This window comes from Mycobacterium sp. IS-3022, assembly GCF_001500065.1.
Taxonomy (GTDB): domain Bacteria; phylum Actinomycetota; class Actinomycetes; order Mycobacteriales; family Mycobacteriaceae; genus Mycobacterium.
On record NZ_LQIN01000048.1, the window covers coordinates 229,249 to 250,371 of the forward strand.

Annotated in this window: 19 protein-coding genes and 2 pseudogenes; 8 read left to right on the top strand and 13 right to left on the bottom strand. The window is 64.2% G+C overall.

From position 1 onward, the window contains the following. Positions 1 to 113: 113 nt before the first annotated feature. Positions 114 to 365: a type II toxin-antitoxin system ParD family antitoxin gene (locus tag AU188_RS21390; protein ID WP_059165471.1), complete on the top strand. Its 252-nt coding sequence runs from the start codon at positions 114 to 116 to the stop codon at positions 363 to 365. After that, on the top strand, positions 362 to 658 hold the full coding sequence (locus AU188_RS21395; RefSeq protein ID WP_059165472.1) for a type II toxin-antitoxin system RelE/ParE family toxin: 297 nt from the start codon (positions 362 to 364) through the stop codon (positions 656 to 658). Before AU188_RS21390 ends, AU188_RS21395 begins: the two co-directional genes overlap by 4 nt. 563 nt (positions 659 to 1,221) lie before the next feature. Here AU188_RS21395 and AU188_RS21400 read toward each other — a convergent pair. Both AU188_RS21400 and AU188_RS21410 read right to left on the bottom strand, forming a co-directional pair. Then, a pseudogene (locus AU188_RS21400) lies at positions 1,222 to 1,434 on the bottom strand (dihydrofolate reductase family protein); the annotation flags it as partial. A 1,044-nt stretch (positions 1,435 to 2,478) separates the two neighbouring features. Next, positions 2,479 to 2,818 (bottom strand): annotated as a pseudogene (locus AU188_RS21410) (ATP-binding protein); the annotation flags it as partial. A 116-nt stretch (positions 2,819 to 2,934) separates the two neighbouring features. On the opposite strand from AU188_RS21410, the gene AU188_RS21415 reads away from it, so the two are divergent. From AU188_RS21415 to arr, 3 genes are all read left to right on the top strand, one after another. Further along, positions 2,935 to 3,813, top strand: coding sequence for a helix-turn-helix domain-containing protein (locus tag AU188_RS21415; RefSeq protein ID WP_059165474.1), 879 nt, complete (start codon positions 2,935 to 2,937; stop codon positions 3,811 to 3,813). Positions 3,814 to 3,817: 4 nt separating this feature from the next. Next, a complete protein-coding gene (locus AU188_RS21420; RefSeq protein WP_059165475.1) occupies positions 3,818 to 4,651 on the top strand; it encodes an SAM-dependent methyltransferase in 834 nt (277 codons plus the stop codon). A 200-nt stretch (positions 4,652 to 4,851) separates the two neighbouring features. Continuing rightward, positions 4,852 to 5,280, top strand: coding sequence for an NAD(+)--rifampin ADP-ribosyltransferase (arr, locus tag AU188_RS21425; protein ID WP_502687631.1), 429 nt, complete (start codon positions 4,852 to 4,854; stop codon positions 5,278 to 5,280). 186 nt (positions 5,281 to 5,466) lie between these two features. On the opposite strand, the gene AU188_RS21430 is transcribed toward arr, so the two are convergent. The 8 genes from AU188_RS21430 to AU188_RS21465 all read right to left on the bottom strand — a co-directional run bounded on the left by AU188_RS21430 (position 5,467) and on the right by AU188_RS21465 (position 14,143). Continuing rightward, positions 5,467 to 6,579 carry an adenylate/guanylate cyclase domain-containing protein gene (locus AU188_RS21430; RefSeq protein WP_059165477.1) on the bottom strand — a complete coding sequence of 371 codons (1,113 nt, stop codon included), beginning with the start codon at positions 6,577 to 6,579 and terminating at the stop codon, positions 5,467 to 5,469. A 70-nt stretch (positions 6,580 to 6,649) separates the two neighbouring features. Further along, positions 6,650 to 7,372, bottom strand: a complete 723-nt coding sequence (locus AU188_RS21435) for an esterase/lipase family protein (RefSeq protein ID WP_172799559.1) — start codon at positions 7,370 to 7,372, stop codon at positions 6,650 to 6,652. An 11-nt stretch (positions 7,373 to 7,383) separates the two neighbouring features. Further along, positions 7,384 to 9,051 carry a PHA/PHB synthase family protein gene (locus AU188_RS21440; protein WP_059165479.1) on the bottom strand — a complete coding sequence of 556 codons (1,668 nt, stop codon included), beginning with the start codon at positions 9,049 to 9,051 and terminating at the stop codon, positions 7,384 to 7,386. Beyond that, positions 9,048 to 10,037, bottom strand: coding sequence for an alpha/beta hydrolase (locus AU188_RS21445; protein ID WP_059165480.1), 990 nt, complete (start codon positions 10,035 to 10,037; stop codon positions 9,048 to 9,050). Before AU188_RS21445 ends, AU188_RS21440 begins: the two co-directional genes overlap by 4 nt. A gap of 14 nt (positions 10,038 to 10,051) precedes the next feature. Next, positions 10,052 to 11,551 carry a flavin-containing monooxygenase gene (locus tag AU188_RS21450; RefSeq protein WP_059165481.1) on the bottom strand — a complete coding sequence of 500 codons (1,500 nt, stop codon included), beginning with the start codon at positions 11,549 to 11,551 and terminating at the stop codon, positions 10,052 to 10,054. Positions 11,552 to 11,570: 19 nt separating this feature from the next. Next, positions 11,571 to 11,957: a RidA family protein gene (locus tag AU188_RS21455; protein WP_059165482.1), complete on the bottom strand. Its 387-nt coding sequence runs from the start codon at positions 11,955 to 11,957 to the stop codon at positions 11,571 to 11,573. Between the two features lie 17 nt (positions 11,958 to 11,974). Continuing rightward, complete coding sequence (locus AU188_RS21460; RefSeq protein ID WP_059165483.1) at positions 11,975 to 12,802, bottom strand: phytanoyl-CoA dioxygenase family protein; 828 nt, start codon at positions 12,800 to 12,802, stop codon at positions 11,975 to 11,977. Between the two features lie 42 nt (positions 12,803 to 12,844). After that, positions 12,845 to 14,143, bottom strand: a complete 1,299-nt coding sequence (locus tag AU188_RS21465; protein ID WP_059165484.1) for a flavin monoamine oxidase family protein — start codon at positions 14,141 to 14,143, stop codon at positions 12,845 to 12,847. Between the two features lie 111 nt (positions 14,144 to 14,254). Between AU188_RS21465 and AU188_RS21470 the strand changes: the two genes are divergently transcribed. Then, positions 14,255 to 14,899: a TetR/AcrR family transcriptional regulator gene (locus AU188_RS21470; RefSeq protein WP_059165485.1), complete on the top strand. Its 645-nt coding sequence runs from the start codon at positions 14,255 to 14,257 to the stop codon at positions 14,897 to 14,899. A gap of 20 nt (positions 14,900 to 14,919) precedes the next feature. Here the strand turns inward: AU188_RS21470 and AU188_RS21475 are convergent, their stop codons facing one another. Genes AU188_RS21475 through AU188_RS21485 form a run of 3 tightly spaced genes read right to left on the bottom strand, consistent with a single transcriptional unit; the run spans position 14,920 to position 18,283 of the window. Next, on the bottom strand, positions 14,920 to 15,633 hold the full coding sequence (locus tag AU188_RS21475) for a hypothetical protein (RefSeq protein ID WP_059165486.1): 714 nt from the start codon (positions 15,631 to 15,633) through the stop codon (positions 14,920 to 14,922). 26 nt (positions 15,634 to 15,659) lie between these two features. After that, on the bottom strand, positions 15,660 to 16,949 hold the full coding sequence (locus tag AU188_RS21480; protein WP_059165487.1) for an NAD(P)/FAD-dependent oxidoreductase: 1,290 nt from the start codon (positions 16,947 to 16,949) through the stop codon (positions 15,660 to 15,662). A 5-nt stretch (positions 16,950 to 16,954) separates the two neighbouring features. Continuing rightward, a complete protein-coding gene (locus AU188_RS21485; RefSeq protein ID WP_059165488.1) occupies positions 16,955 to 18,283 on the bottom strand; it encodes a saccharopine dehydrogenase family protein in 1,329 nt (442 codons plus the stop codon). A 195-nt stretch (positions 18,284 to 18,478) separates the two neighbouring features. Here AU188_RS21485 and AU188_RS21490 point away from each other — a divergent pair, with 195 nt between their 5' ends. Together AU188_RS21490 and AU188_RS21495 are read left to right on the top strand one after the other, a co-directional pair. Further along, positions 18,479 to 19,990, top strand: a complete 1,512-nt coding sequence (locus tag AU188_RS21490; protein WP_059165489.1) for an aldehyde dehydrogenase family protein — start codon at positions 18,479 to 18,481, stop codon at positions 19,988 to 19,990. Between the two features lie 25 nt (positions 19,991 to 20,015). Beyond that, entirely contained in the window at positions 20,016 to 21,122 is a 1,107-nt protein-coding gene (locus tag AU188_RS21495; protein ID WP_059165490.1) for an NDMA-dependent alcohol dehydrogenase, read from the top strand. The last annotated feature ends 1 nt before the right edge of the window (position 21,123 follow it).

Consider the following 21,123-nt stretch of genomic DNA (forward strand, 5'->3'; position numbering starts at 1 on the left):
CCGTGTGCAGGCGCGCCGGATTGATTCACCGCTATTTCTACGGACACACCCGCAATCGCGACGAGCTCCTCGAAGCGCTGTGCGAGTTACCAATAGTTGGTACACTCGGTTGCATGGGAAGGAACACCTCATTCAGCCTGGACGACCATTACAACGCGTTCATCGAGGATGAGGTCGCGTCGGGCCGCTATCGCTCAGCCAGCGATGTCGTGCGAACCGCATTGCGATTACTCGAGGATCGCGAGACGAGGTTGCGCGCACTGCGTCAGTCCTTGATTGTCGGTGAACGCAGTGGCGAGTCGACACCATTCGACTTCGATGAGTTCGTATCGGGAAAGCGGGCCGAGGAACCGCGTGGTCGGTGAGCCGCTATGTACTCTCACCTGCCGCGCAGGCGGACCTAAGTAACATCTGGGACTACACCCGCGAGCGTTGGAGCGAAGATCAGGCTGAGACCTACGTTCGTGAGATCCAGCGAGCGATCGAACGGTTGGTGAACCATCCTCTGATCGGGCGTCTGTGCGACGAGGTACGCGAGGGCTACCGAAAGTACGCGGTCGGATCGCACACGCTGTACTACCGGATTGCTGGCGACGACCTGATTGATGTGGTGCGCATCCTCCACAAGCGGATGGATGTCGATCGACACCTCGACTGAACGCTCGTAGGACATGAAACGCCGAAGTCGGGCTGCGCTCGCACGTTCAAGATGGCCGAATCAAACTACCTGCCCGAGTGTCGAACTGGCGTCGGGCGTCTCGAAGGGAGTCGGCAGGCGGTGCCGACTGTGGGTTTACGGAGTCGGCACTGCCAAGAAGTCGCACAGCGCGCTTTCCACGACGATTGCTGCAATTCAGTCCGCCTCGAGCATGCACTGTCATGTGATCAATCGACCCATTCGGCGCCGTCCGCGGCGGGTCATCGCGACGTGACGGGCGTCTTCGATGTTGTGTTCTCAGCCACCCTGTCATGTCGACGTCGTATGTGATACGAACCTGAGACACCGCGACGGTGTCCGCCGAGGAGACACGCGCGTTGCTGCTGTAGCACGCGGTCGTGGTGCGCTACAAAGTTTTTCGGAGCGCCGTCACCGATTCGGTCGGCGCAGGCGCCATGTAAGGACGACCGCATTGGCTCAACCGGTTCGAAGAGGTGGCGGGCGGTGGCCTTCGAAACGGGCGGACTGGGTGACGTGAGCTCGTCGATGAGGCTTCTTCTTCAGCCGTTGAACTCGTCTTGGCCATTGGGGACCTCGCCGGCGGCGAAGCCCGACATCAGGCGGTAGGTGTTTGCTCCCATCAGGTAGGTGGCCTCGGGCTGCTCGTCGAGCCATGCGAGGTATTCCGGGCCCTCGAGGCCCCAGAAGCCTGGCCATCCCTCTGCCGATGCGTTGCCGTCGAGGGAGGTGATGAAGTCGACGAGAAGCTCTGACATGGCGGTGTCCTTTCCTTGGGTGTCACGAGGTTGGACCGGCCGGCAGCCACCAACTCATCGGCCGCGCTGTGGGGTAGTGACGAATCATGACGCTGCAGCCGATCGTCTGTCGGAGATTCTGGCAGTGATTAAATACGCCCCGTCCGACGGAGGCCGGGCGCTCCGGTTCGCCCGCCATAGCGCGACTGGTGCCCGCAGACCGACGTCGGGCATCGACCTCACTTATTGACGGCGGGTCGCGTCGAAAACATGACACAACTTTGAGACAGATTTATGCGACAAGCCGTGAGACAGTTCGCGTTATCGCGCGGCGTTGAGGCTCACTGGCTCCCGTTCGCTGTCGACCCCGACCTACTTCGGGAAGCCCAGACTCCAGCCCCGATAGGTCCAGTCGCGCCCAAGATTGGGGCTGGGCAGGATTTGGATGTTGCTCCCGTCGCCGTATCCCGGTGATAAGCCCTGAACGCCGCCGGATACGTAGGTCCCATCTCCGCGGGCGATGGCGATATGGGGACCGACAGACCCTCTGCTGAAGACAAGCGCGCCACGCGGAGGGTTCATGTCAGTGTGGATCTTCCCTTGCGTGAGGAGTGTTTGGTACATGGTCTCAGAAGCGCCGTCCCAGCCGTACCGATCTTGCGGCACACCGAAGGCATAGGCCACCAGAGCTTCACACCCGTACTGACCGAATTGGTCTGTCCCGAGAAGGCTTTCGGCCTTGGCGATGGCGGCATCAGCTCCAGGGATCGTCGGCCGTGGCGATGCCAGTGCACTCGCTGCGAATAGAAGTGTCGCGGCTAGGCAAGTGGCTAAGAGAAAGAAACCTTTTCGGACGTTCAACTCGTGTGCTCCGGGTTCTCGGCCTGCTTGTTGGCAACTGGATGGCAGGCCACAGTGACTCCATGCCCCATCCTCCGCCGGATAAACACAATCAGCAAAGTCGATGCGTCGAAACCCGAAACGGCTGTCGACGGCGGCTGAAAATTGACCCCCTGCCGGTGGTGGTTGGTGACTATTCCTCAGTGGCGGTGGTCGCGGCAGTGTGCGGCCAAGGTCTCGGTTTTTTGAGTCGGTAGCTGTCTCCTTTCAATGTGATGACTTCGGCGTGGTGCACGAGACGGTCGATCATGGCGGCGGCCACGATGTCGTCACCGAACACTTCGCCCCAGCGGCCGAACGCCGCGTTGGAGGTGACGATCAGGCTGGCGCGTTCGTAGCGGGCCGAGACCAGTTGGAAGAACAGGTTGGCGGCCTCGGGTTCGCAAGGGATGTAGCCGAATTCGTCGATGACGATGAGCGGGTAACGCCCGAGCCGGGTGAGTTCGGTGTGGATGCGTCCGGCTTGGTGGGCTTCGGCTAGTCGCGTTACCCACTCGGCGGCGGTGGGGTCAGTTTTCACGTGCCGCTGACAGCTACTTCACCGCTGCACCCACATAGATCCCAGTTGGGTGTGTCTTCCGGGTACCACTTCGGATTAACGTCGACATGATGGTAGATCGCATGTCCCGCGGAACCGCACTGCTCCGCCCGACATCCCCGCTGGACGCCCATGTCGAGTTCCTGGGCTCTTGGGATCGCGGCTCCGGCGCCGAGAATCGCAGCTGGGCTGTCCCCCGCGGGGCGTTGACCGTCATCATCGACGTCGCCGGAAACTCCGACCTCTGTCTCTACGCCGCGGATGGGCACACCCGACTGCAGGTCCCGCCTGCGTTCGTAGCCGGCGCTGGGACCACTCCCTACATCATTCACCTGACTCCAGACCAGGCGGTCATGACCATTCACTTCCGGCCCGGTGGCGCCTGGGCCTTCCTGGGCACTGCGCTCGGTGAGCTAGAAAACTGCTGTGTCGGATTGGATCAACTACTGGGCGCGAGCGCGACCGTACTGCGCGAACGGTTGGTCGAGACGCCACTGAGAACGGCTCGCATTGGCCTGATCGAACAGTTCCTGTTGCAGCGCATGGCAACTGGTTACACCGGCCACAGTCCGGCGGTTTCGTCGACGTTGGCCGAGATAGAACGCACGCCGTCGATGCGCATCGCCGCTGCCCGTGAGGCGGCCGGATTGTCGCCTAAGCGATTCACCGCACTCTTTCGCGACGAGGTCGGCCTCGCGCCCAAGTCTTTTCAGCGTGTTCGTCGTGTGCAGGCAGCGCTGCGACGGCTCGACAGTGACCGTGCGTCGGGCGCGACGATCGCCAGCGAACTGGGCTACTTCGATCAGGCGCACTTCGTCCGGGATTTCCGCCAGTTCACCGCCCATACCCCGACGCAATACGTGCAGTCACGATCGGCCCTACCCGGCCACGTGAATCTCGGCGAACCCCCCGGAGGCCGGCAAAAATATCCAAGCCAAGAGCCGGGCAGTCGTCGACGATAGCGGCGTGAATGCACACCCGCAGAACAGGAATCTACGAGCAGTCGCCGACACAGCCCTGCTCGTGGCGGCCATCCGAGCCAGGGAATCCGCCCTTACCGACGGCTTGTTCGTCGATCCTTACGCCGACAAGCTCGCGGGCGAGGAGGGGCGGCGAGCGCTGGCCGCGGCGATCGACAGAGCCGGCGAGCAGTCAACGGTGCAGATCGTTGTGCGGACTCGGTTCTGGGACGAAGCCTTGCTTCGGGCTACCCGCTCCACAAGACAGGTCGTCATTCTCGCCGCAGGTATGGACTCGCGGGCCTATCGGTTGCCTTGGCCCGACGGCACCACGGTCTTCGAACTCGATCAGCCCCGGGTCATTGCCACCAAGGACGAGGTTCTCGGCGCCGACGAGCCGAGCTGTCGACGCGTCGCCATCGCTTGCGACCTCGTCGATGATTGGCCCGCCGCCCTCCGAGCAGCCGGCTTCAACTCCGCCGAACCGACGGTCTGGTTACTCGAAGGTCTGCTGCAGTATCTCGACGCGCACGCTGTACATCTGCTGTTCGACCGCGTCGCGGCGATGTCAGCACCCGGCTCGGTTCTGCTCTACGACGTCGTCGGGCAGAGTTTGTTGACGTCACCCTCAATGGCACCACTGCTGCGGGCGATGGCCGAGCAGGGCTCGCCCTGGCTCTTCGGATCCGACCAGCCTGGCGACCTTGCTGAACAACGAGGCTGGAAGGCCAGCGTCACCGATATCGCCGAACCCAGCAAGGCCTGGGGGAGGCAGATTGTCACCGCGTCATCGGGCGACGTCGACGCACCCCGCGGTTACTTCGTCGAAGCGCATCATTGACGGCTGCCAGCCGCTATGTCGGCGGGGGGTCGCTGCGTGGCTTCCGAGTCTGTCGCCGCCAGCCGCCGTACGGCCCGACGGGTTGCCGCATAAAAGACCCGCGGCACTCTTTCCACATTCAGGATAAGGCCGGATGGGGGGCTTGCGGCAAGACCCCGGTGGTACTGCATGCTTGCGTGTCTCAGCAGTTCGTCCGAAGGATTCCCGTGTTCAAGCCGCTTGATGAAGGTCCGTTTTTCCACGGCACCACCGCGGAGTTGAAGGTGGGTGAGTTCCTCACCGCCGGTCATCGCTCGAACTACCGTCCCGAGATCGTGATGAACCACATCTACTTCACCGCTCTCGTTGATGGTGCTGGCCTTGCGGCGGAGATCGCCGCAGAACTCGCTGAGGGCCAAGCCTTTCCGAGGGTGTACGAAGTGGAGCCAACCGGGGAGTTCGAGAACGACCCGAACGTGACCGACAAAAAGTTTCCCGGCAACCCCACTCGGTCGTACCGCAGCACGGCCCCACTGCGGATCGTCGGCGAGATCACCGAGTGGAAGCGACTGACCCCTGAGCAGTTGCAGACGTGGCGGGAACGTCTGTCTGCGGTCCTTTCAAGCGAGCGCGGGGAGATTCTCAACTGAGAAGCTCCACGCCACCACAGCGTCGCCGGGCCATCACGTCCTGGGCGTCGGCTTGGCCTGGCGCAGCGGGCGGCGTATCTATCGCCGAATCTCGCAGCAGCGCCGCTTCATTACGCGTTTTATCGAGGTGCTCGCCGGGACGATCGCCGGTGGATAGCCACTGAGTGACGCTCACTGGAGAGACTGTCAGTTACTGCGCTCGACTCGAAAGAGTTTCACTTCGGCCCTGACGCCTTTGAGCCGTCGCGCGCCTACCGAAACCCAATTCAGGTTGGGCAGGCTGTCGACGGCGTCGCGCGTCGATTCTGTGACGAGTATGCTCCCGGGCTGGGCGCTGGCTGTCACCCGGCTGGCCAGATTGACCGGACTGCCGAACCAATCGCCGGCGCGGGTGACTGCTGATCCGGACGCCAGGCCTATCCGCAAGGCCGGCAATCGGTTTGCTTTCGCTGCATCAGCCAAGTCCAGCACGGCTTGCAGCAGCGGCGCGGCATCCGCGCAGACCAGCATCACAGCGTCGCCGATCGATTTCACGAACCGCACCGGTGTGATCGCCACGTCGTGGGCGAGTTCGGCGAGCCGGCTGGCTATGCGTTCGAGTTCCTCGGCCGGTAGAGCCTCGCCGAGCGATGTGAATCCCGCGAGATCGGCGAAGGCGACGGTGACTGGTCGCGCACCGGGCAGGGAGCCGGCGGCTCGTTCTGCTGCGTTGACGGCCTCCAACGCGAATGAATGTCGTAGTTCCAGACGTAACAGATCGTCCATCATCGGTCCGATCAGCGGAGCCGCCACCTCGGCCAGTCGCTCGGTCGCAAGGGCCAGCTCGATCTCTGAAGACCCGGGCCGCAGCAAGGTTTTCAGGGCAGCCTCCCGCATCATCGCCGCGGCATGCCCCAGGCTCTCCACAAGCACCCGCATGACGGCAACCACGTCGTCGGGGTCATATCCGAGATCCAAGAAGGTCTTCGCGTGCCTCACCGCATCGGCGTCCGCGCGTGGCAGAACAGGCTCGTCGGGGTCGTCGATTCTCGGCATGCCGATGGCACGCTGTAGGCGCTGCACCAAACGCAGCTCTATCCCGGTCGACTCGGAGATTTTGCGCGCGGATACGGAGGTCCCATCATCGCCAAGTGCACGGTGCGCGGGCAACATCACGGGCGCTGCAATCGACTCGCGGATCTGCGCGAGACTGAAGCCCTGATCGAGTAACCATGCGATCAGCTCAGCGCGGTCCTGCCGTGCGGCGCCCTCGAGGCCGTCGAGCAGGCCCAGCGCCTCGAACTCGGCGTCTGCCGCCATGCCGTCAAACTCTATTCGCTAGACGCCGGGGCCGGCGCTGAAGACGTCTTCCAGGGCCATCTGACCGCGGCTATGCCAGTGCGCGTGCGATTTCGCGGTAGGCGTGCCGGTTGAATGCCATGCCGAGATGTGTGCCCGGGACTTCGGCGCAGGTCACGTCGTCGGCAACGCATGCCTGCCAGCGCACCACCCCGTCGGTGCGAGAGTAGATCGAGGTGTATCGGACGTGTTCGGGGAACGGTTGGTGGTATCCGCGGGCGAACTCGCATTGGCAGGTGAGGCTGAGGCATCCGAGTGTGCGGCGCTCGGCGTCGCGTCGGGTGAGCGTGTGGCGCATCATCGCTGCGGCTCGTTTGGTCAGGACCGCCACATCCAGCGGGTCTGCGACGGCCCCGGCCAGGGTGATGACATGGGAGATGTGCTCGGGATAGCGCGCAGCCAGCGACCGTGCGTATTGGCCGCCGCGGCTGTGCCCGATGACGGCGACGCGTCTGCCTGTGCGCTGGTGCGCACCGATAACACGGGCGATCATTCGTTGATCGAATGTGCGTCCACAACCGGAGTTGAACAGGATGCCGCAGACGATCGGCTGATAGCCGATTCGGCGCAGAAAGCGCGCCAGCAGCGCCAGTGACTGATCGGAGGCCAAAAAGCCGGGCAGCAGCACCACGGCCCGGCCGTCGCCGTGCGGTACGCCGCGTCCGCGCATGATCGGGTCGGACAGCAGCCGAGCGAGTTCGCCGTACCAGCGCAGTTCGCGCAACGGATGGCCCCACCAAACCTGTTGAGGCACAGGAATGTCCGTCACTCGAGTCGGCGCTTCACGTAATCGCCAGGCGCGTCGCCGAGCGGCGGATAGGTGTGGCTGCCGAGTACGGCAGGAGCCGGGCGTTTTTCGGGCGTACGTTTGGCGATCCAGTCGTTCCAGTGATCCCACCAGCTGCCGGCAGTCTCGGTCGAGCCGCTCAGCCATTCGTCGGGTTCGGCCGACGAGGAATCCCCGGTGCGATAGCTGCCCTTCGGAGCGCCGGGTGGGGTTGCGATCGCCACCGCGTGACCGCCGCGGGCGAGCACGAACGTCGTCGCCGCGCCCACCACCGAGCGAGTGCGGTAGCAGTCGCGCCAGGGCGTGATGTGGTCGGTCGAGGCGCCCAGCACATAGGTGTCGACGGTCATCTTGCTCAGGTCCAGTGGCAGCCCGAGCACCTCGACCGCGCCGGGAACGGTCAAGCTGTTGCCCAGCGTGATCTCGAGTAGATCGCGGCCAAGCGCGACGGTCAGGTTGGTTTGGTCGGCCGCCCAGTACAGCATCTCGATCGCGGGGGGACGTTCGCCGAGCAGATAGTTGTTGACGACGTTGGCCCAGATGCCCTCGTTGGGTCGAAGCCACGCGAAGACGGCGGCCGTGTTCAGCCCGTCGAAGTAGCCGTCCCGCTCCGCGCGTTTGATCGCACGGTCTGCAATCTTTCGATCCAGCAGGGCTCCCGGCAGGCCGCCGCGCTCGAAGTCGATCACGGCGATGCCGAGGGTCAGCGTGGCCAGCCGGTCTTGTTGGCCGCACGCCGCCACGTAGCCGGCGGCTGCCAAAGCGATCAGCCCGCCGCCGCACAAGCCGAGGAGGTGCGACCGGGCGCAACCGCAGATGTCGGCGATCGCATCGAGCATCGTCATGACGCTGCGTACGTAGGCGGCCAGGTCGGCGTCGGCGTGCTGAGGGTCGGGGTTGACCCAGGAGGCGACGAAAACCTGTCGGCCGCGGGCGACTTCGGCCGCGATGACTGAGGTTTTCGGATTCAGGTCGAGCAGGTAGTACTTGTTGACCGGGGACGCCACCATGAGGACGGGTACCTCGTCGACGCGTTCGGTGGTCGGCTGGTACTGAATCAGTTCGAACAGGTCATTGCGCAACACGACCTTGCCCGGGGTGGCCGCGATGTTCTCGCCGGCGGTGAATTGTGTGGTGTCGACGAGCGCGGGAATCCGTGGCCGCGACTGCATGTCGGCGCTCAGGTGTCGCAGCCCGCGAATCCAGCTGGTGGCCCCGGTGTCAATCGCCTGTTTGAGGGACGACGGATTGGCCAACGGATTGTTGGTGGGGGCAGCGGCCGCGAGCACGTTATCGACGAATAGGCGAACGCGTTCCTTGGTGCGCCAGTCCACGTCGGCGTCGTCGACGTTGCGCTCGACGGCCGCACACGAAGCCAGGTAGCTCATCGCCAGCCGACGCATCAACGGGTTGTCCTGCCACGCGCGGTCGGTGAATCGCCGATCCGCCGGCGTGTCGGAGCCGCGGGCGATCGATGCGAGGCGACGGGCCAATTCCGTGACTTCCTGTGCTGCCGGACCGGGGCGGCGCACGATGGCCCCAGCCATTCGAAGCAGTTCCGCAGTCGGGATACGGTCGCGCACTGTCTCGAAAGCGGAGGCGGCCAGGACTACGTCGATGCCGGCCGACGCTTCGGGCGCGGTCACGAAACCAGCCACGGAAGCTTCAGGATCCGACGGCCACTCGGTACCGGCTGGGCCACTGCTCGAAGGTGAATGTCGGATGCACGCGACGGGTCGAGAACGCGCGTCAGAAAGTCCAGTTGATCGGCCAGCGCCCGCTGCCGCCACGGATCGCCGAAGACGTCCAAGTGGTCGATGGGATACTCGCGCAGCTGTGCCCAGTATCCGGCCTTCTCGGCCGCGCGGCGCGCGGCGCGGGGAGGTACGACAGCGTCGTTGGTGCCGACCTGCATGAGCATCGGGCAGGCCAGGTGGCTGGCGGATGTGGTGGGACGGTTCAGCGCTACCTGAAGCGCATGGCGGGCGCAGACCTCATTACGCGCGGTCGGCCCGGCCATCGCGTAGTAAGCCTCTTCGGCGCCGGGGGCCGTGATCATCGCCGTCGTCCCGGGCTGCCCCACCACCGGTACAAGATGCGGCGACCGCTTGGCGACGGCACGCGCCATGTCGCGCAATCCATGTCCGGTCAGCCGTGCCAGCAGACCGCCTCCACCTTGCCGCAGTATCCGCGCCAGCGTCGCCCGCCCGTCCATGGCGGGGTTCATCGAAACGATCGCCGCGATGCGTGGGTCCTGCGCCGCGACCGCGATGACATGTCCGCCGCCGTACGAATAACCCCACAATGCAATGCGATCCGGGTCGACACCGGGCAGGTGCCGCGCGGCCGCGATGGCAGCGTGGTAGTCCTGCCGCTGACGGATGACCGAAACGTCCTGGCGTGGTAAGCCTTCGGAGTCGCCGAATCCGCGATAGTCGAAGACCAGTGCGTCGATTCCGGCGGCGGCGAAGGGCTCGGCATAGTCCAGCAGGCCGCTGTCGCGGGTGCCGCCGAAGCCGTGGCCCATGACCACGCACGGCTGGCCGGCGGCGTCGGCCAGCGCGTCGGTAGTGGCGGGTACGTGCCAGGCGGCGCAGCTGACGCCGTGGCTGGGAAACGTGAAATCCTTCATTGTGGTTCTCCCTTTCACGACATCAGCACTGCCGGCTTGGCGGGCGTGAACTTCAACGCGTCATCCTCGACCGGGCCCTCACGCAACCGTTCGGCGTCCATTTCGTACGCGTGCTTGAACGCCCACGGGCCGCTGGTTCCTCCGCGCGGGAACTTCGCGATCGCCCGCTGGACATAGCCCGAGCTCATGTCCATGGCCGGCACGCGCTCCATGTGCGGATCGTCGAGTACCGGTTCGACCGTGCCATAGCCATGGGCGTCCATGTAGTCGAGCAGCCGGCAGAAGTGTTCGCAGACCAGATCCACCTTCAGCGTCCAGGAGATGTTCGTATAGCCCACGGCGAATGCGAGGTTGGGCACACCGGAAAGCATCATCGCCTTATAGATCGTGGTGTCCGGCAGATGCACATGCCGTCCGTCGACACTGAGCGCAATCTTGCCGAACGGCACCATGTTGAGTCCCGTTGCGGTGACGATGATGTCGGCGGCCAACTCCTGACCAGACTCGAGCAAGATGCCGGTCTTGGTGAAGCGAGTGATCCGGTCGGTGACCACCGAGGCGCGCCCGGTCGAGAGCGTCTTGAACAGATCGCCGTTGGGCACCATGCACAGCCGCTGGTCCCACGGGTCGTAGCGCGGGGTGAAGTGCGTGTCGACGTCGAAGTGCTTGGGAAGCTGGCGAGCCACATTGGCGATCAGCAGGCGGCGCATCAGTTTCGGTGCGCGCTTGCAAGCCTTGAAGAGGCCGCGGGCCAGCGCGATGTTCTTACGCCGCACAATGTTGTACGCGCGCTCGTGGCCGATCAGCTTGTTCAGTCTGTTGGCGATCGGGTCCTCGGCGGGAATCGTGAACACGTAGCTCGGCGAGCGTTGCAGCATCGTGATGTGGCTCGCCTTGTCGGCCATCGACGGAATCAGTGTGACAGCCGTTGCGCCGCTGCCGATGACGACGATGCGCTTTCCGGTGTAGTCGAGATCGTCCGGCCAGTGCTGCGGGTGCACGATCTGGCCCTCAAAGTCCCCGACACCGGCGAACTCGGGTGTGAACCCAGTCTCGTAGTCGTAGTACCCGGTGCCCAGGAACAGGAACTGCGCAGTGAAAGTCGTTGTGCCGTTGTCGGATTGCGCAGCGGTGACTGTCCACCGCCCCGCTGACGAGTCGAACTCCGCGCTGAGCACCCGATAGCCGAATCGGATGTGCTCGGCTAGGCCGTTCTCGGTGACGGTCTGCTGCAAATAGTCCAGGATGATGTGTCCGTCGGCGATCGACTTGCGGTGTGTCCACGGCTTGAAGCTGTAGCCGAAGGTGGGCATGTCCGAGTCCGATCGGATGCCGGGGTACTGGAACAGACTCCACGTGCCGCCGATCGAGTCGCGTCCCTCCAACACGGCGAACGAGGTGCCCGGTCGGCGAGTCTTGAGGTGATAGGCGGCGCCGATGCCGGAGATCCCGGCGCCGACGATGAGGACGTCGAAGTCCGTCGTCTGCGGATGGCTGGTCGTCGTGGTCGGCATGGGGCACTCCCGGAGGTCTCTAGTGGTTCATCCGGGCGGTGACCTGGATCTCGACCAGTGCTCCCGGAACGGCTAATTCGGAAATCCCGATGGCTGTCCACGCCGCATGCGGCGCGGACATGAATGCGTCCTTGACTGCGGCGAACGTAGATTGGTGCGCCTGCAGCCCCACGTGGTAAGTCGTCATTTCGGTCACGTCTGCGAACGTGAGTTCCGCCTCGTCCAGCAGCCCGCGCAGGTTCTCGAAGGCCAACGTGAACTGTTCCGTTGGATCCCGGGGGACGGTCAGATCGGGACGCAGACCGATCATTCCCGAGCACCGTAGGTAGTCACCGTCGATCACCGCGGGCGCGAAGTGGTAGGCGTCGTAGATCGGTTTCATCCATGCCGGGACGACTTCTTTCATGGCAGCGTCTCCGTCAGTCAGCGCAGTTGGGCGAAATAGCTGGATCGGTACGGGTCGCCCGGGGTCAGCGACGGGTCGTTGAGCGTGCTCGCATCGGCGCCGTAGTTCGGCTTCTTGTCGGGCAGTGGCCGGTAGAACAGCTTGTCGCCGAAGAACCGCAGTACCAATGTGTGGCGCGTCGGGCAGGTTGGCGTCACCGGTGCGCCGCCATGCAGGGTGCCAGAGTGGAACACCAGCGCATCGCCCGGCGCGATATCCCAGGAGACGACGTCCCACGACGTCGGGTCTAGCCTGCGTTCGGCCTCGATGTCCGGCAGCCGCGGAAAGAAGTCGCCGCCCCAGGCCGGCGCCGTGGGATCGGTTGGATCGAGGTAGGAGGTGCCGTCGTATTGGGTGCCGAGGTGTGAGCCCCGCACGATTTCCAGCGCATTCTCCTTGGGAAGCCGCTCGAAACTGATCCAGATGTTCAGCAGGTGCGGGCCGTTCGCCGGCATGTACGAGGTGTCTTGGTGCCAAGGTGACCGTCCGGCTTTCCCTCCCGACTTGATGAACAGCTCTTCGCCGAGGAACCACACGTGCTGCGAGTCCCACAGGGAGGCAACGAACTCGTCGAGCCCGAGTTCCTTGATGAGCGCCAGGTACTGCTCGACGTTGGCCGGGTTGCCGTACTCGTTGAAGTGCTCGTCGTCGGTGCCCGCGTAGACCTTGCTGGCTTGGCCCGGGTGGGCGATGCCGTAGTCAAAGCATTCGCGTGCGCGCTGAAGCTGTTCGGGCGTGAACATTTCACGTATGACGAGGGCGCCGTCATTCGCGAAGTCGCGCTTCATCTGTTCGGTCACCCGCATATTCATTTCCCTTCGCATGCCCATCTGATTCGCGTCTGTTCGCTAAGAACGGTCGGCGAGCGCCGCAAAAACATTCCGCGCCGCGCTTGCCCCGGTACTCATGGCGCCTTCGATCGCGCCGGCTTCCATTCCGGCGATGTCGCTTCCCGCGAAGTGGATTCGCCCATGCGGCCTGCGCAGCAGTGGAGCACCATTGGTGAAATGTCCCGGCCGGTGCACCATCCACCCGCCCTTGGAGAACTCGTCGGTGGCCCAGTCGTGGCTGGCCGTGTCGAGCACCTCGATGTCGGGGACGAATGTCCGCAGCGCCGCCTGTACGGCGTCCCGGTCGGCGGCGTCGATGGCCGCGGCCGCGGAGCACAGGCACATGATGAAGGTGTCGCCGTCGGCGTGGTACTCGACCCTCGCGGCGTTGATCGGATTCTTGCCGACCGGCGCCACTGCCTGGAAAGGCGCGAGCTCGCCTTTGGCTCTTACCCAGATCTTCGAGGCCATGATCGGGTTCTTCTGGTCGATCATCGTGCGCGCGGCCGGCGGAACGTCGGGGGTGATGGTGATCTCGCCCAGGGTGTTGAGCGGCACCGCAATGACCGCTGCGCGCGTCCGGAGCTTCTCGCCTGCGCGGGTGGTCACGGTGACAATTTCGCCGTCATCGTCGACGGAAGCGACGGGCGTGGACAGGCGCAGTTGCGCGTTGGACTCGGCGGCGATGGCGTCGATGAGCCGCTTGGTGCCACCCTCGATGGGCCACAGACCGGCGGTCTCGAAGAATGCGGCATAACTTCCGAAATAGGTTGCCGCACTGCAGAGGAGCTGCGCGACGCCGTGCTCCCTGTTCGCAGTGACCAGGCTGGCGATCGCCCCGTCGAGCAGATCCCGCTCGTATGCGGACAGCTCTAGCGAGCCCATCCGGTCCTCGAGCGTCTCGCTCTCGATGGCACTGGTATCGACTGCATTGACGTCGAAGGGCAGCGGGAACTGGGCTCGTGCGTCCGCGAAGAACCGACTCATCAGGGGATCGACGGCAGTGGCGTAATCCTGCGGGGTGCCGGCATGCGTGGCGCCGTCGGCGAGCCAGTACACCGTCTGTGGTTCCAGAGGAACCGCCAGGGGAATGTTGTGGCGCTCGAGTTCGTGCCACATGGTCGGCTGGGTCCAGTGGACATAGGCGCCGCCGAACTCGACCGGGCGGTCGAAGGCTTCCCCGGTATACGTCCGGCCACCGATCCGGTCGCGGGCTTCGAGGAGGAGCACCGAACGGCCGGTGACGCTGAGGTCTCGTGCTGCGATCAGTCCGGCGAAGCCGGCGCCGATCACCACGACGTCATAGCTTTCGGCCACGGGCCTTTCCGTTCTGTTGACGTGTCGACTATCGAACCGATTTCGAGTCGCATTCGAGTTTAGGTCACAAGCCCGCCGAACGGAAGAGGAAAAATGATACGATCTCGAATCATGTTCGAGACTCAGCGGCCGGTTCAGATACCTGCCCGTCCAGCGCCGGTACAGCGGCGAGGGATCGAGCGAGTGCAGGCGATCCTCGACGCCGCCGAATCGCTACTCGAAGAGCAGGGCTACGAGGCGGCGACACTCAAGGCAATCAGCGATCGGGCCGGTATCCCGATCGCGTCGGTGTACCACTACTTCGCCGACCGTCATCAGGTCGACGCCGAACTCGTACAGCGCCATCTCAGCGACCTCGACGGACGTCTAGCTGAACTGAACGACTCCAAGTTCCGCTCGCTGCGCGGTGCCGTCGATGCGCTTATCGACGCCTATCTGCACTACTTCCGCAAGCACCCGGGCTTCGTTCAGCTGTGGTTCGCGGGCCGCAGCGCGATCCTCACCGAGCTGGCACGCGCATTCGACGAGTCGCAGGCAAAGCGATTCTGGGAGTTGCTGATCGATCGAAATCTCATTCGTGCCGACACTCCAGAGTTTGCCGTGCAGCTGGCCTTCGAGGCCGGCTGGCGACTGTTCGATGTCGCGTTCCGGCTCGCGCCAGCCGGCGACGACACGACGATCAATGAAACGCGACGCCTCGTCACCGCCTATCTCGAGACCTACGCAAGAAGGCAGCGCCAGCGGACAGCGTCGTAATCGATCCAATACCGGCCGTATCAGGTGACTGGTTGGGGCGCAGGCTCTTCCGACCCAATCCGTTCGTTGTGGTTGTGCATTGCGCGGTAGGCGTAGTAGTAGACGGTCAACTGGAGCCCCCAGGTCGTGAGCGCACCGATATAGAAGAGCGTCCGGTTATGGTCGTCACCGGGAACCCAATAGAAGTCGTATGTCGCCGCGATGACGGCTCCCATTGCTGTCACGAGAGTGACGCGCACGGCATGGCCCCGCTCACCGATATTCCACAGGCGTGCAGCGAAATAGAGCAGGTAGATGGTGGTGAGAACGTTCACCACGACGAAGAAGATTGCGCCGGCGAGCCCGATGTGGTGCGTGACGGGATCCGCCGTCCGCAGGGAGTAGACGGTCAACACCAGCCCGAGCACCCCGCCGAACGCGAATACACCGATATCAACTGCTTTCGAGGGCTTGTAGCCGTGGGTGACCGCCATCAGACCCAGGACCAAGATCAAGGTGATGCCCACCGACCTGGAGAACGCATCGAGGAAGATTGCGAAGCGAAAACTCGCGCTCTCCTGGCTCAGACCGAGCATCCCGTAGATCAAGAAGTTGACCCCGGAGCTCCCGACGATGATCCATTCGAGTCCGAGCAGATAGTTCTTGTAATCCCGGATGAACCTCCACCCGTAGGTTAACCCGGCGAAGATCATGAGAAGATCTGCGAGTGCGAAGAGCACGCCTCTGATGTCCATGTCTACTCCCTGATGGTGGTGGGCTGTTAAACGCGGGCAAGCCGATCGAAAACCCGGTCGGCGAACCAACCGAGGCTCAGCGCCGACTGGCTGACGAAGCTGGGCCAGAATGCGCCGGCGTGCCAGATGGTCTGCAGGTCCGCAGGCATCGGTTCGCCGGAGATTTTTCCGGCGAGTAGGTGGCCGACATACTGGGCCTGGGCGAAGCCGTGTCCGTTGCACGCCAACGAATACAACACATTGGGCGACGCCTCTCCGGCCACGGGCAGCCAGGTGGAGCTCATGCCGATCCAGCCGCCCCAAGTCCGTTGCGGCGAGACGTCGTGAAGCCCCGGAAAGCGCTCGCGGAAACCGCGAACAAGGTCGTTGACGACGGGAGTCGATGGGGTACGCGCGAGAAGCGGTCCCTTGGTGGTCTCGAGGCGGCGGGTGCCGAACACGATAGTGTTGCGCGGCGTGACCCGGTAGTTCTCCAAGATCATGTGTGCGGTCACCATGGGTGCGCGACTGGTCCAGCCGATGGCGTCCAAGCGCTCGGGGGCGATCGGCTCGGTTTCGACCAGTGAGGTCCACACGGGGGACACCAGTCGACGAGGCGTGATCGACAGGTTCTTGTTGTAGGCGTTGGCGGTGAGCAGCGCCTGCTTGGCGTGCACGCGACCGTTGGTGGTCTCGATGGTCACCCCGGTGCCCCTGTCGGTGACGTCCCGAACGGGATTATGCTCGAATACCCTTGTCTCCGAGGTCAAGACGGCGTCGCGAAGTCCGAGGACATATTTCGCCGGGTTCAAGATCCCGCCGATGCCCTCTCGCATGCCGCCGAGGAAGCCCTCGGGGAGGCCCGCGTCTCGTCCGTCGACGAACTCGGCCGACGACCCTGCTTCCGCCATGATCTTTGCGTTGCGCCGCGCCTTGCGGAGCTGACCCTTCGAAACCGCGGCCTGCACGATGCCGACCTTTTCGAAATCGCAAGCGATGGAGCGCTTCTCGATCGCATCCTGGGTGAATTCCACCGCGGCCTCGGCGAACTGGAACAGCGCGCGGACCTTGCTGCGGCGGAACAGCAATGCCAACAGCGCCGGGTCGGCCGCGATCGAGTTGGTGACGTAGCCGGCGTTGCGTGAGCTCGCACCCCACCCGCATATTTGCGCTTCGAGCAGTACGACATCGGCACCCGACTCGGCGAGGCGCAGCGCTGCGGTCATACCGCCGACGCCGCCTCCGATGACGGCGACGTCACACGTCACGTCCTCGGCGAGCGCAGGCTCGCCCGTCGTGGGCAGCTCGGCCCACCCGGTTTCGGTCAAGAGTTCCATGACTGTCACGAAACGGGGCTGCTCGCCCGCCGCGATGTCACTGCCGTGCTCGGTGTGACCACCGCCTCGACGACCTCGTGGAGCGACGCGCCGCCGGTGGCTGCGAGCGCCGGGTAGAAACTCTCCGGATCGACCCAGTCCTCCGGCGCCAAGACCCCCGACTGTCCGCCCAGTTCGTCGATCGCCAACACCATGAAGGCAGCGGTGGCCGAACCAGTGAGTGAGGCCATGGTGGTCCAGGGGGTACCGGGCCCACTTACCGGCGCCCGACGCACCGACACCACGTGCTTCCCATCGCGTTTGCCGGTCACCCGCACATAGTTGGTCCCGCGGAACGGAGGGTGCTTTTTGGCCGCCGACATCGCCAGGAATTTCGCCACGTCGGTCACGCCGATCTCGCCGCGGCGAATCGTGCCCCACAGTCCGGACAACGCGTGCCTCCACACCTTGAGTGAGCCGGTCTTGTCGGTCAGGAGGTCGTTGATGAAGTCGATGGCCTCGTCCATCGAAATCTTGCCGTCCTGCACCGCCACCGCGACACCACGCATGATGCCGTTGGTTGGTGGCGGATCGAGTGCGCCCAGCACCCGGATCCGGTCGGCGCCCGGCCAGCGCCGCGGCAGCGTTACCGCCTCCGGATGCGCGCACTCGTAGAACCGGTAGGCGTCCCCAAGTGAGTTGCCGACGTCGAACACATCGGTCTCCAGGAACGTCTGGTGTTGAACGGCACGACCGTTCTCCCAGGTCCAGCACGGCCCGGCGAAACCACGGATCGCATGATCAAGCACCGCGCGCCCGAACGGCACCGGCCCCTCATCGCCCGTCACCCAGCAGATGTCGATGCGCTCAACAACATCCATATCGCGTGCCGCGTCGGCAGTCATCACATTGGTGTACCCGGGGGACGCGCCACAGCAGATGAGGATCGGCACGCCTGCGGCCTTTGCCTGGGAGTCGAGCTCCAACGCCGCGCGCGTGCTCGCCTCATCGTCGTCGAGGTCGAGATAGGGCACCTTCTTCTCGATGCACGCCTCCATGACCGGCTCCGCGGTCCGGTTGTACGGTCCGGCGCCGAGCACGACGAGCGAGGCGCCGTCAATCGCGTTACGCAGCGCAGCCCCGTCGAAGAGGTCAAACGACCCGACAGTCGCCGACCCGGCGGGCAGTTTTTTCACCAAGGCGTCGAGCGCGTCCGGCCGGATGTCATACAACTCCAGCTTCCAGTCCTTATCGTCGGCCGTCCTCGCGAACCGCTCGATCGCGACACGGCACATCTCGCCGGCCGCCCCGATGAAGACGATCCTCTTGGCCGTCGCCTGGTTGTTGTTGCTCATCTTCCCGCCTGTCCGTGGCTGAGCTTGATTCGAACCCGATTCGTGATCGACTTTATGCCCTCTAGCCCGGTGTGTCAACGGTCATACGCACCCGATTGACACAGTTCCGCAAGTGACCCTAAACTCGATCCCAATTCGAGATCGAGATAGGTCGCTCCGCCCCGACGCGGGTGTGATCCCAGACGGAGGCCACGCATGACATCGCTCGCCGAATACCCGATCCACGACGAAGTCCGTTCATTTCTCAATGGCGGGCCGAAGAAGCTGCTTATCGACGGTGCGTGGGTCGACGCGGTGTCAGGCCGGACCTTTCCGACCTACGACCCTGCCACCGGCCATCCGCTGGTCGAGGTGGCGCACTCGGAACAACAAGATGTAGATCGTGCCGTGCGGGCGGCTCGCCGCGCGTTCGACGAGGGTCCGTGGCAGTGGATGAGGCCGAACGAGCGCGAGCGGTTGCTGTGGCGGGTCGGCGACATGATCTCCGCGCGCGCCGAGGAATTCGGCCAGCTCGAGGCGATGGACAACGGCAAGTCCGCGGGTACTGCGACGGTCGTCGACGCGGGCTGGTCGGCGGATGTGTTCCGCTACTACGCGGGCTGGGCGACGAAGATCGAGGGATCGACACCCAGCGTCTCGATGCCGTTCGCGCCCGGTGCGCAGTTCCACGCGTACACGCTGCGGGAGCCGGTCGGGGTGTGCGGGCTCATCGTGCCGTGGAACTTCCCGCTCCTGATGGCGACGTGGAAGCTGGCGCCGGCCCTTGCCGCGGGCAACACCGTAGTTCTCAAGCCTGCCGAGCAAACGCCGCTGACGGCGCTACTGCTCGGAGAGATCTTCACCGAGGCAGGATTCCCGCCTGGCGTGGTGAACATCGTCACCGGCTTCGGTGATGCGGGCGCGGCGCTCGCCGCGCACGACGCCGTCGACAAGATCGCCTTCACGGGGTCGACGGAGGTCGGCAAGCTCGTTCTTGATGCGGCCAAGGGCAACCTCAAGAAGGTGTCCCTGGAATTGGGCGGCAAGAGCGCGAACGTCGTGTTCGCCGACGCCGAATTCGACCCTGCGGTCGAGGGTTCGGTGAATGCGTGGCTGTTCAACCACGGCCAATGCTGCGTGGCGGGGACGCGGTTGTTGGTGGAGGACAAGATCTTCGACGAGTTCACCGGTGCCGTCGCCGAGGCCGCAAGCCAGGTGAAGATCGGGCCCGGTCTCGATCCGGCCACCCAGCTCGGACCGCTGGTGGACCAGGACCAGTTCGACCGGGTCACTCGGTACCTGCGCGAGGGTCTGGCCGACGGGGCGCGGGCACTCACCGGCGGAAAGCGCTGGGGTGAAACGGGCTACTTCGTCGAGCCGACGGTATTCGTGGATGTGCGGCCGGACTTCAGCGTCGTGCGTGAGGAGATCTTCGGCCCGGTCGTGGCGGTCATGCCGTTCAACGCTGACGACGGTATCGCTAAAGCGATCGCGGCGGCCAATGATTCGATCTACGGGCTGGCGGCGGGAGTGTGGACCCGGGACATCTCGAAGGCGCACAGGGCGGCTCGCCTGCTGAAGGCCGGCTCGGTCTGGGTCAACCAGTACAACGGCTTCGACACGGCGATGCCCTTCGGAGGCTACAAGCAGTCCGGCTGGGGACGTGAACTGGGCTCGTCGGCGATCGACCTCTACACGCAAACCAAAGCCGTCAACGTCGCCCTGTAGAGCGCGTTCAACAAAGGAGATTCTGGTGAAAACCACAGCAGCAGTACTTCTGGAGGCGGGCAAGCCCTTCGAGATCATGGAACTCGCGCTCGACGGCCCTCGCGAAGGCGAAGTATTGATCAACTACACGGCCGCCGGCTTGTGTCACTCCGACCTGCATCTCACCGATGGCGATCTACCGCCTCGGTTCCCGATCGTCGGTGGACACGAGGGCGCCGGCATCATCGAAGACGTCGGTCCCGGCGTCACGAAGGTCAAGCCCGGTGACCATGTCGTGTGCAGTTTCATCCCTAACTGTGGTCATTGCCGGTATTGCTCGACCGGTAGGCAGAATCTGTGCGACATGGGGGCCACGATCCTCGACGGCTGCATGCCGGACGGTTCGTTCCGATTCCACGGCGGAGGACAGGATTTCGGGGCGATGTGCATGCTGGGTACCTTCTCTCAGAAGGCCACGATCTCGGCGAATTCGGTCGTCAAGATCGACGATTGGCTGCCGCTGGAGACCGCGGTCCTGACCGGCTGTGGCGTGCCGACCGGATGGGGCAGTGCGACCTACGCCGGTAACGTCCGCCCGGGGGATATCACCGTCATCTACGGCATCGGCGGTATCGGCATCAATGCCGTGCAGGGTGCCGCACACGCCGGCGCCAAGTACGTAGTCGTCGTCGATCCCGTTGCGTTCAAGCGCGAGACCGCGCTGAAATTCGGTGCGACACACGCCTTTGACGACGCAGCCGCGGCCGCCGAGAAGGTGAACGAATTGTCCTGGGGGCAGGGTGCAGACCAGGCCATTGTCACCGTCGGCACCGTTGACGAAGAGGTCATCTCGGCTGCCTTCGGCGTCCTCGGTAAGGGCGGCACGCTCGTCGTCACGGGTATGGCCGCCCCCGATAAGTTGACGATCCACGTCTCCGGTTTGGACCTGACCCTCAGCGAAAAGACCATCCGGGGAACGCTGTTCGGCTCGGCGAACCCGCAGTACGACATCGTGCGGCTGCTGCGGCTCTACGACGCCGGGCAGCTGAAGCTCGATGAGCTCGTGACGACGAAATACCGGCTCGAGGACGTCAACCAGGGCTACCAAGATTTGCGTGACGGCAGGAACATTCGCGGCGTGATCATTCACTGAT

Coding starts and splice junctions, on each gene's coding strand:
- AU188_RS21390 (WP_059165471.1), top strand. CDS start 114: ATGGGAAGGAACACCTCATTCAGCCTGGACGACCATTACAACGCGTTC.
- AU188_RS21415 (WP_059165474.1), top strand. CDS start 2,935: ATGTCCCGCGGAACCGCACTGCTCCGCCCGACATCCCCGCTGGACGCC.
- AU188_RS21430 (WP_059165477.1), bottom strand. CDS start 6,579: ATGGCGGCAGACGCCGAGTTCGAGGCGCTGGGCCTGCTCGACGGCCTC.
- AU188_RS21445 (WP_059165480.1), bottom strand. CDS start 10,037: ATGAAGGATTTCACGTTTCCCAGCCACGGCGTCAGCTGCGCCGCCTGG.
- AU188_RS21450 (WP_059165481.1), bottom strand. CDS start 11,551: ATGCCGACCACGACGACCAGCCATCCGCAGACGACGGACTTCGACGTC.
- AU188_RS21455 (WP_059165482.1), bottom strand. CDS start 11,957: ATGAAAGAAGTCGTCCCGGCATGGATGAAACCGATCTACGACGCCTAC.
- AU188_RS21460 (WP_059165483.1), bottom strand. CDS start 12,802: ATGCGGGTGACCGAACAGATGAAGCGCGACTTCGCGAATGACGGCGCC.
- AU188_RS21470 (WP_059165485.1), top strand. CDS start 14,255: ATGTTCGAGACTCAGCGGCCGGTTCAGATACCTGCCCGTCCAGCGCCG.
- AU188_RS21475 (WP_059165486.1), bottom strand. CDS start 15,633: ATGGACATCAGAGGCGTGCTCTTCGCACTCGCAGATCTTCTCATGATC.
- AU188_RS21480 (WP_059165487.1), bottom strand. CDS start 16,949: ATGGAACTCTTGACCGAAACCGGGTGGGCCGAGCTGCCCACGACGGGC.
- AU188_RS21485 (WP_059165488.1), bottom strand. CDS start 18,283: ATGAGCAACAACAACCAGGCGACGGCCAAGAGGATCGTCTTCATCGGG.
- AU188_RS21490 (WP_059165489.1), top strand. CDS start 18,479: ATGACATCGCTCGCCGAATACCCGATCCACGACGAAGTCCGTTCATTT.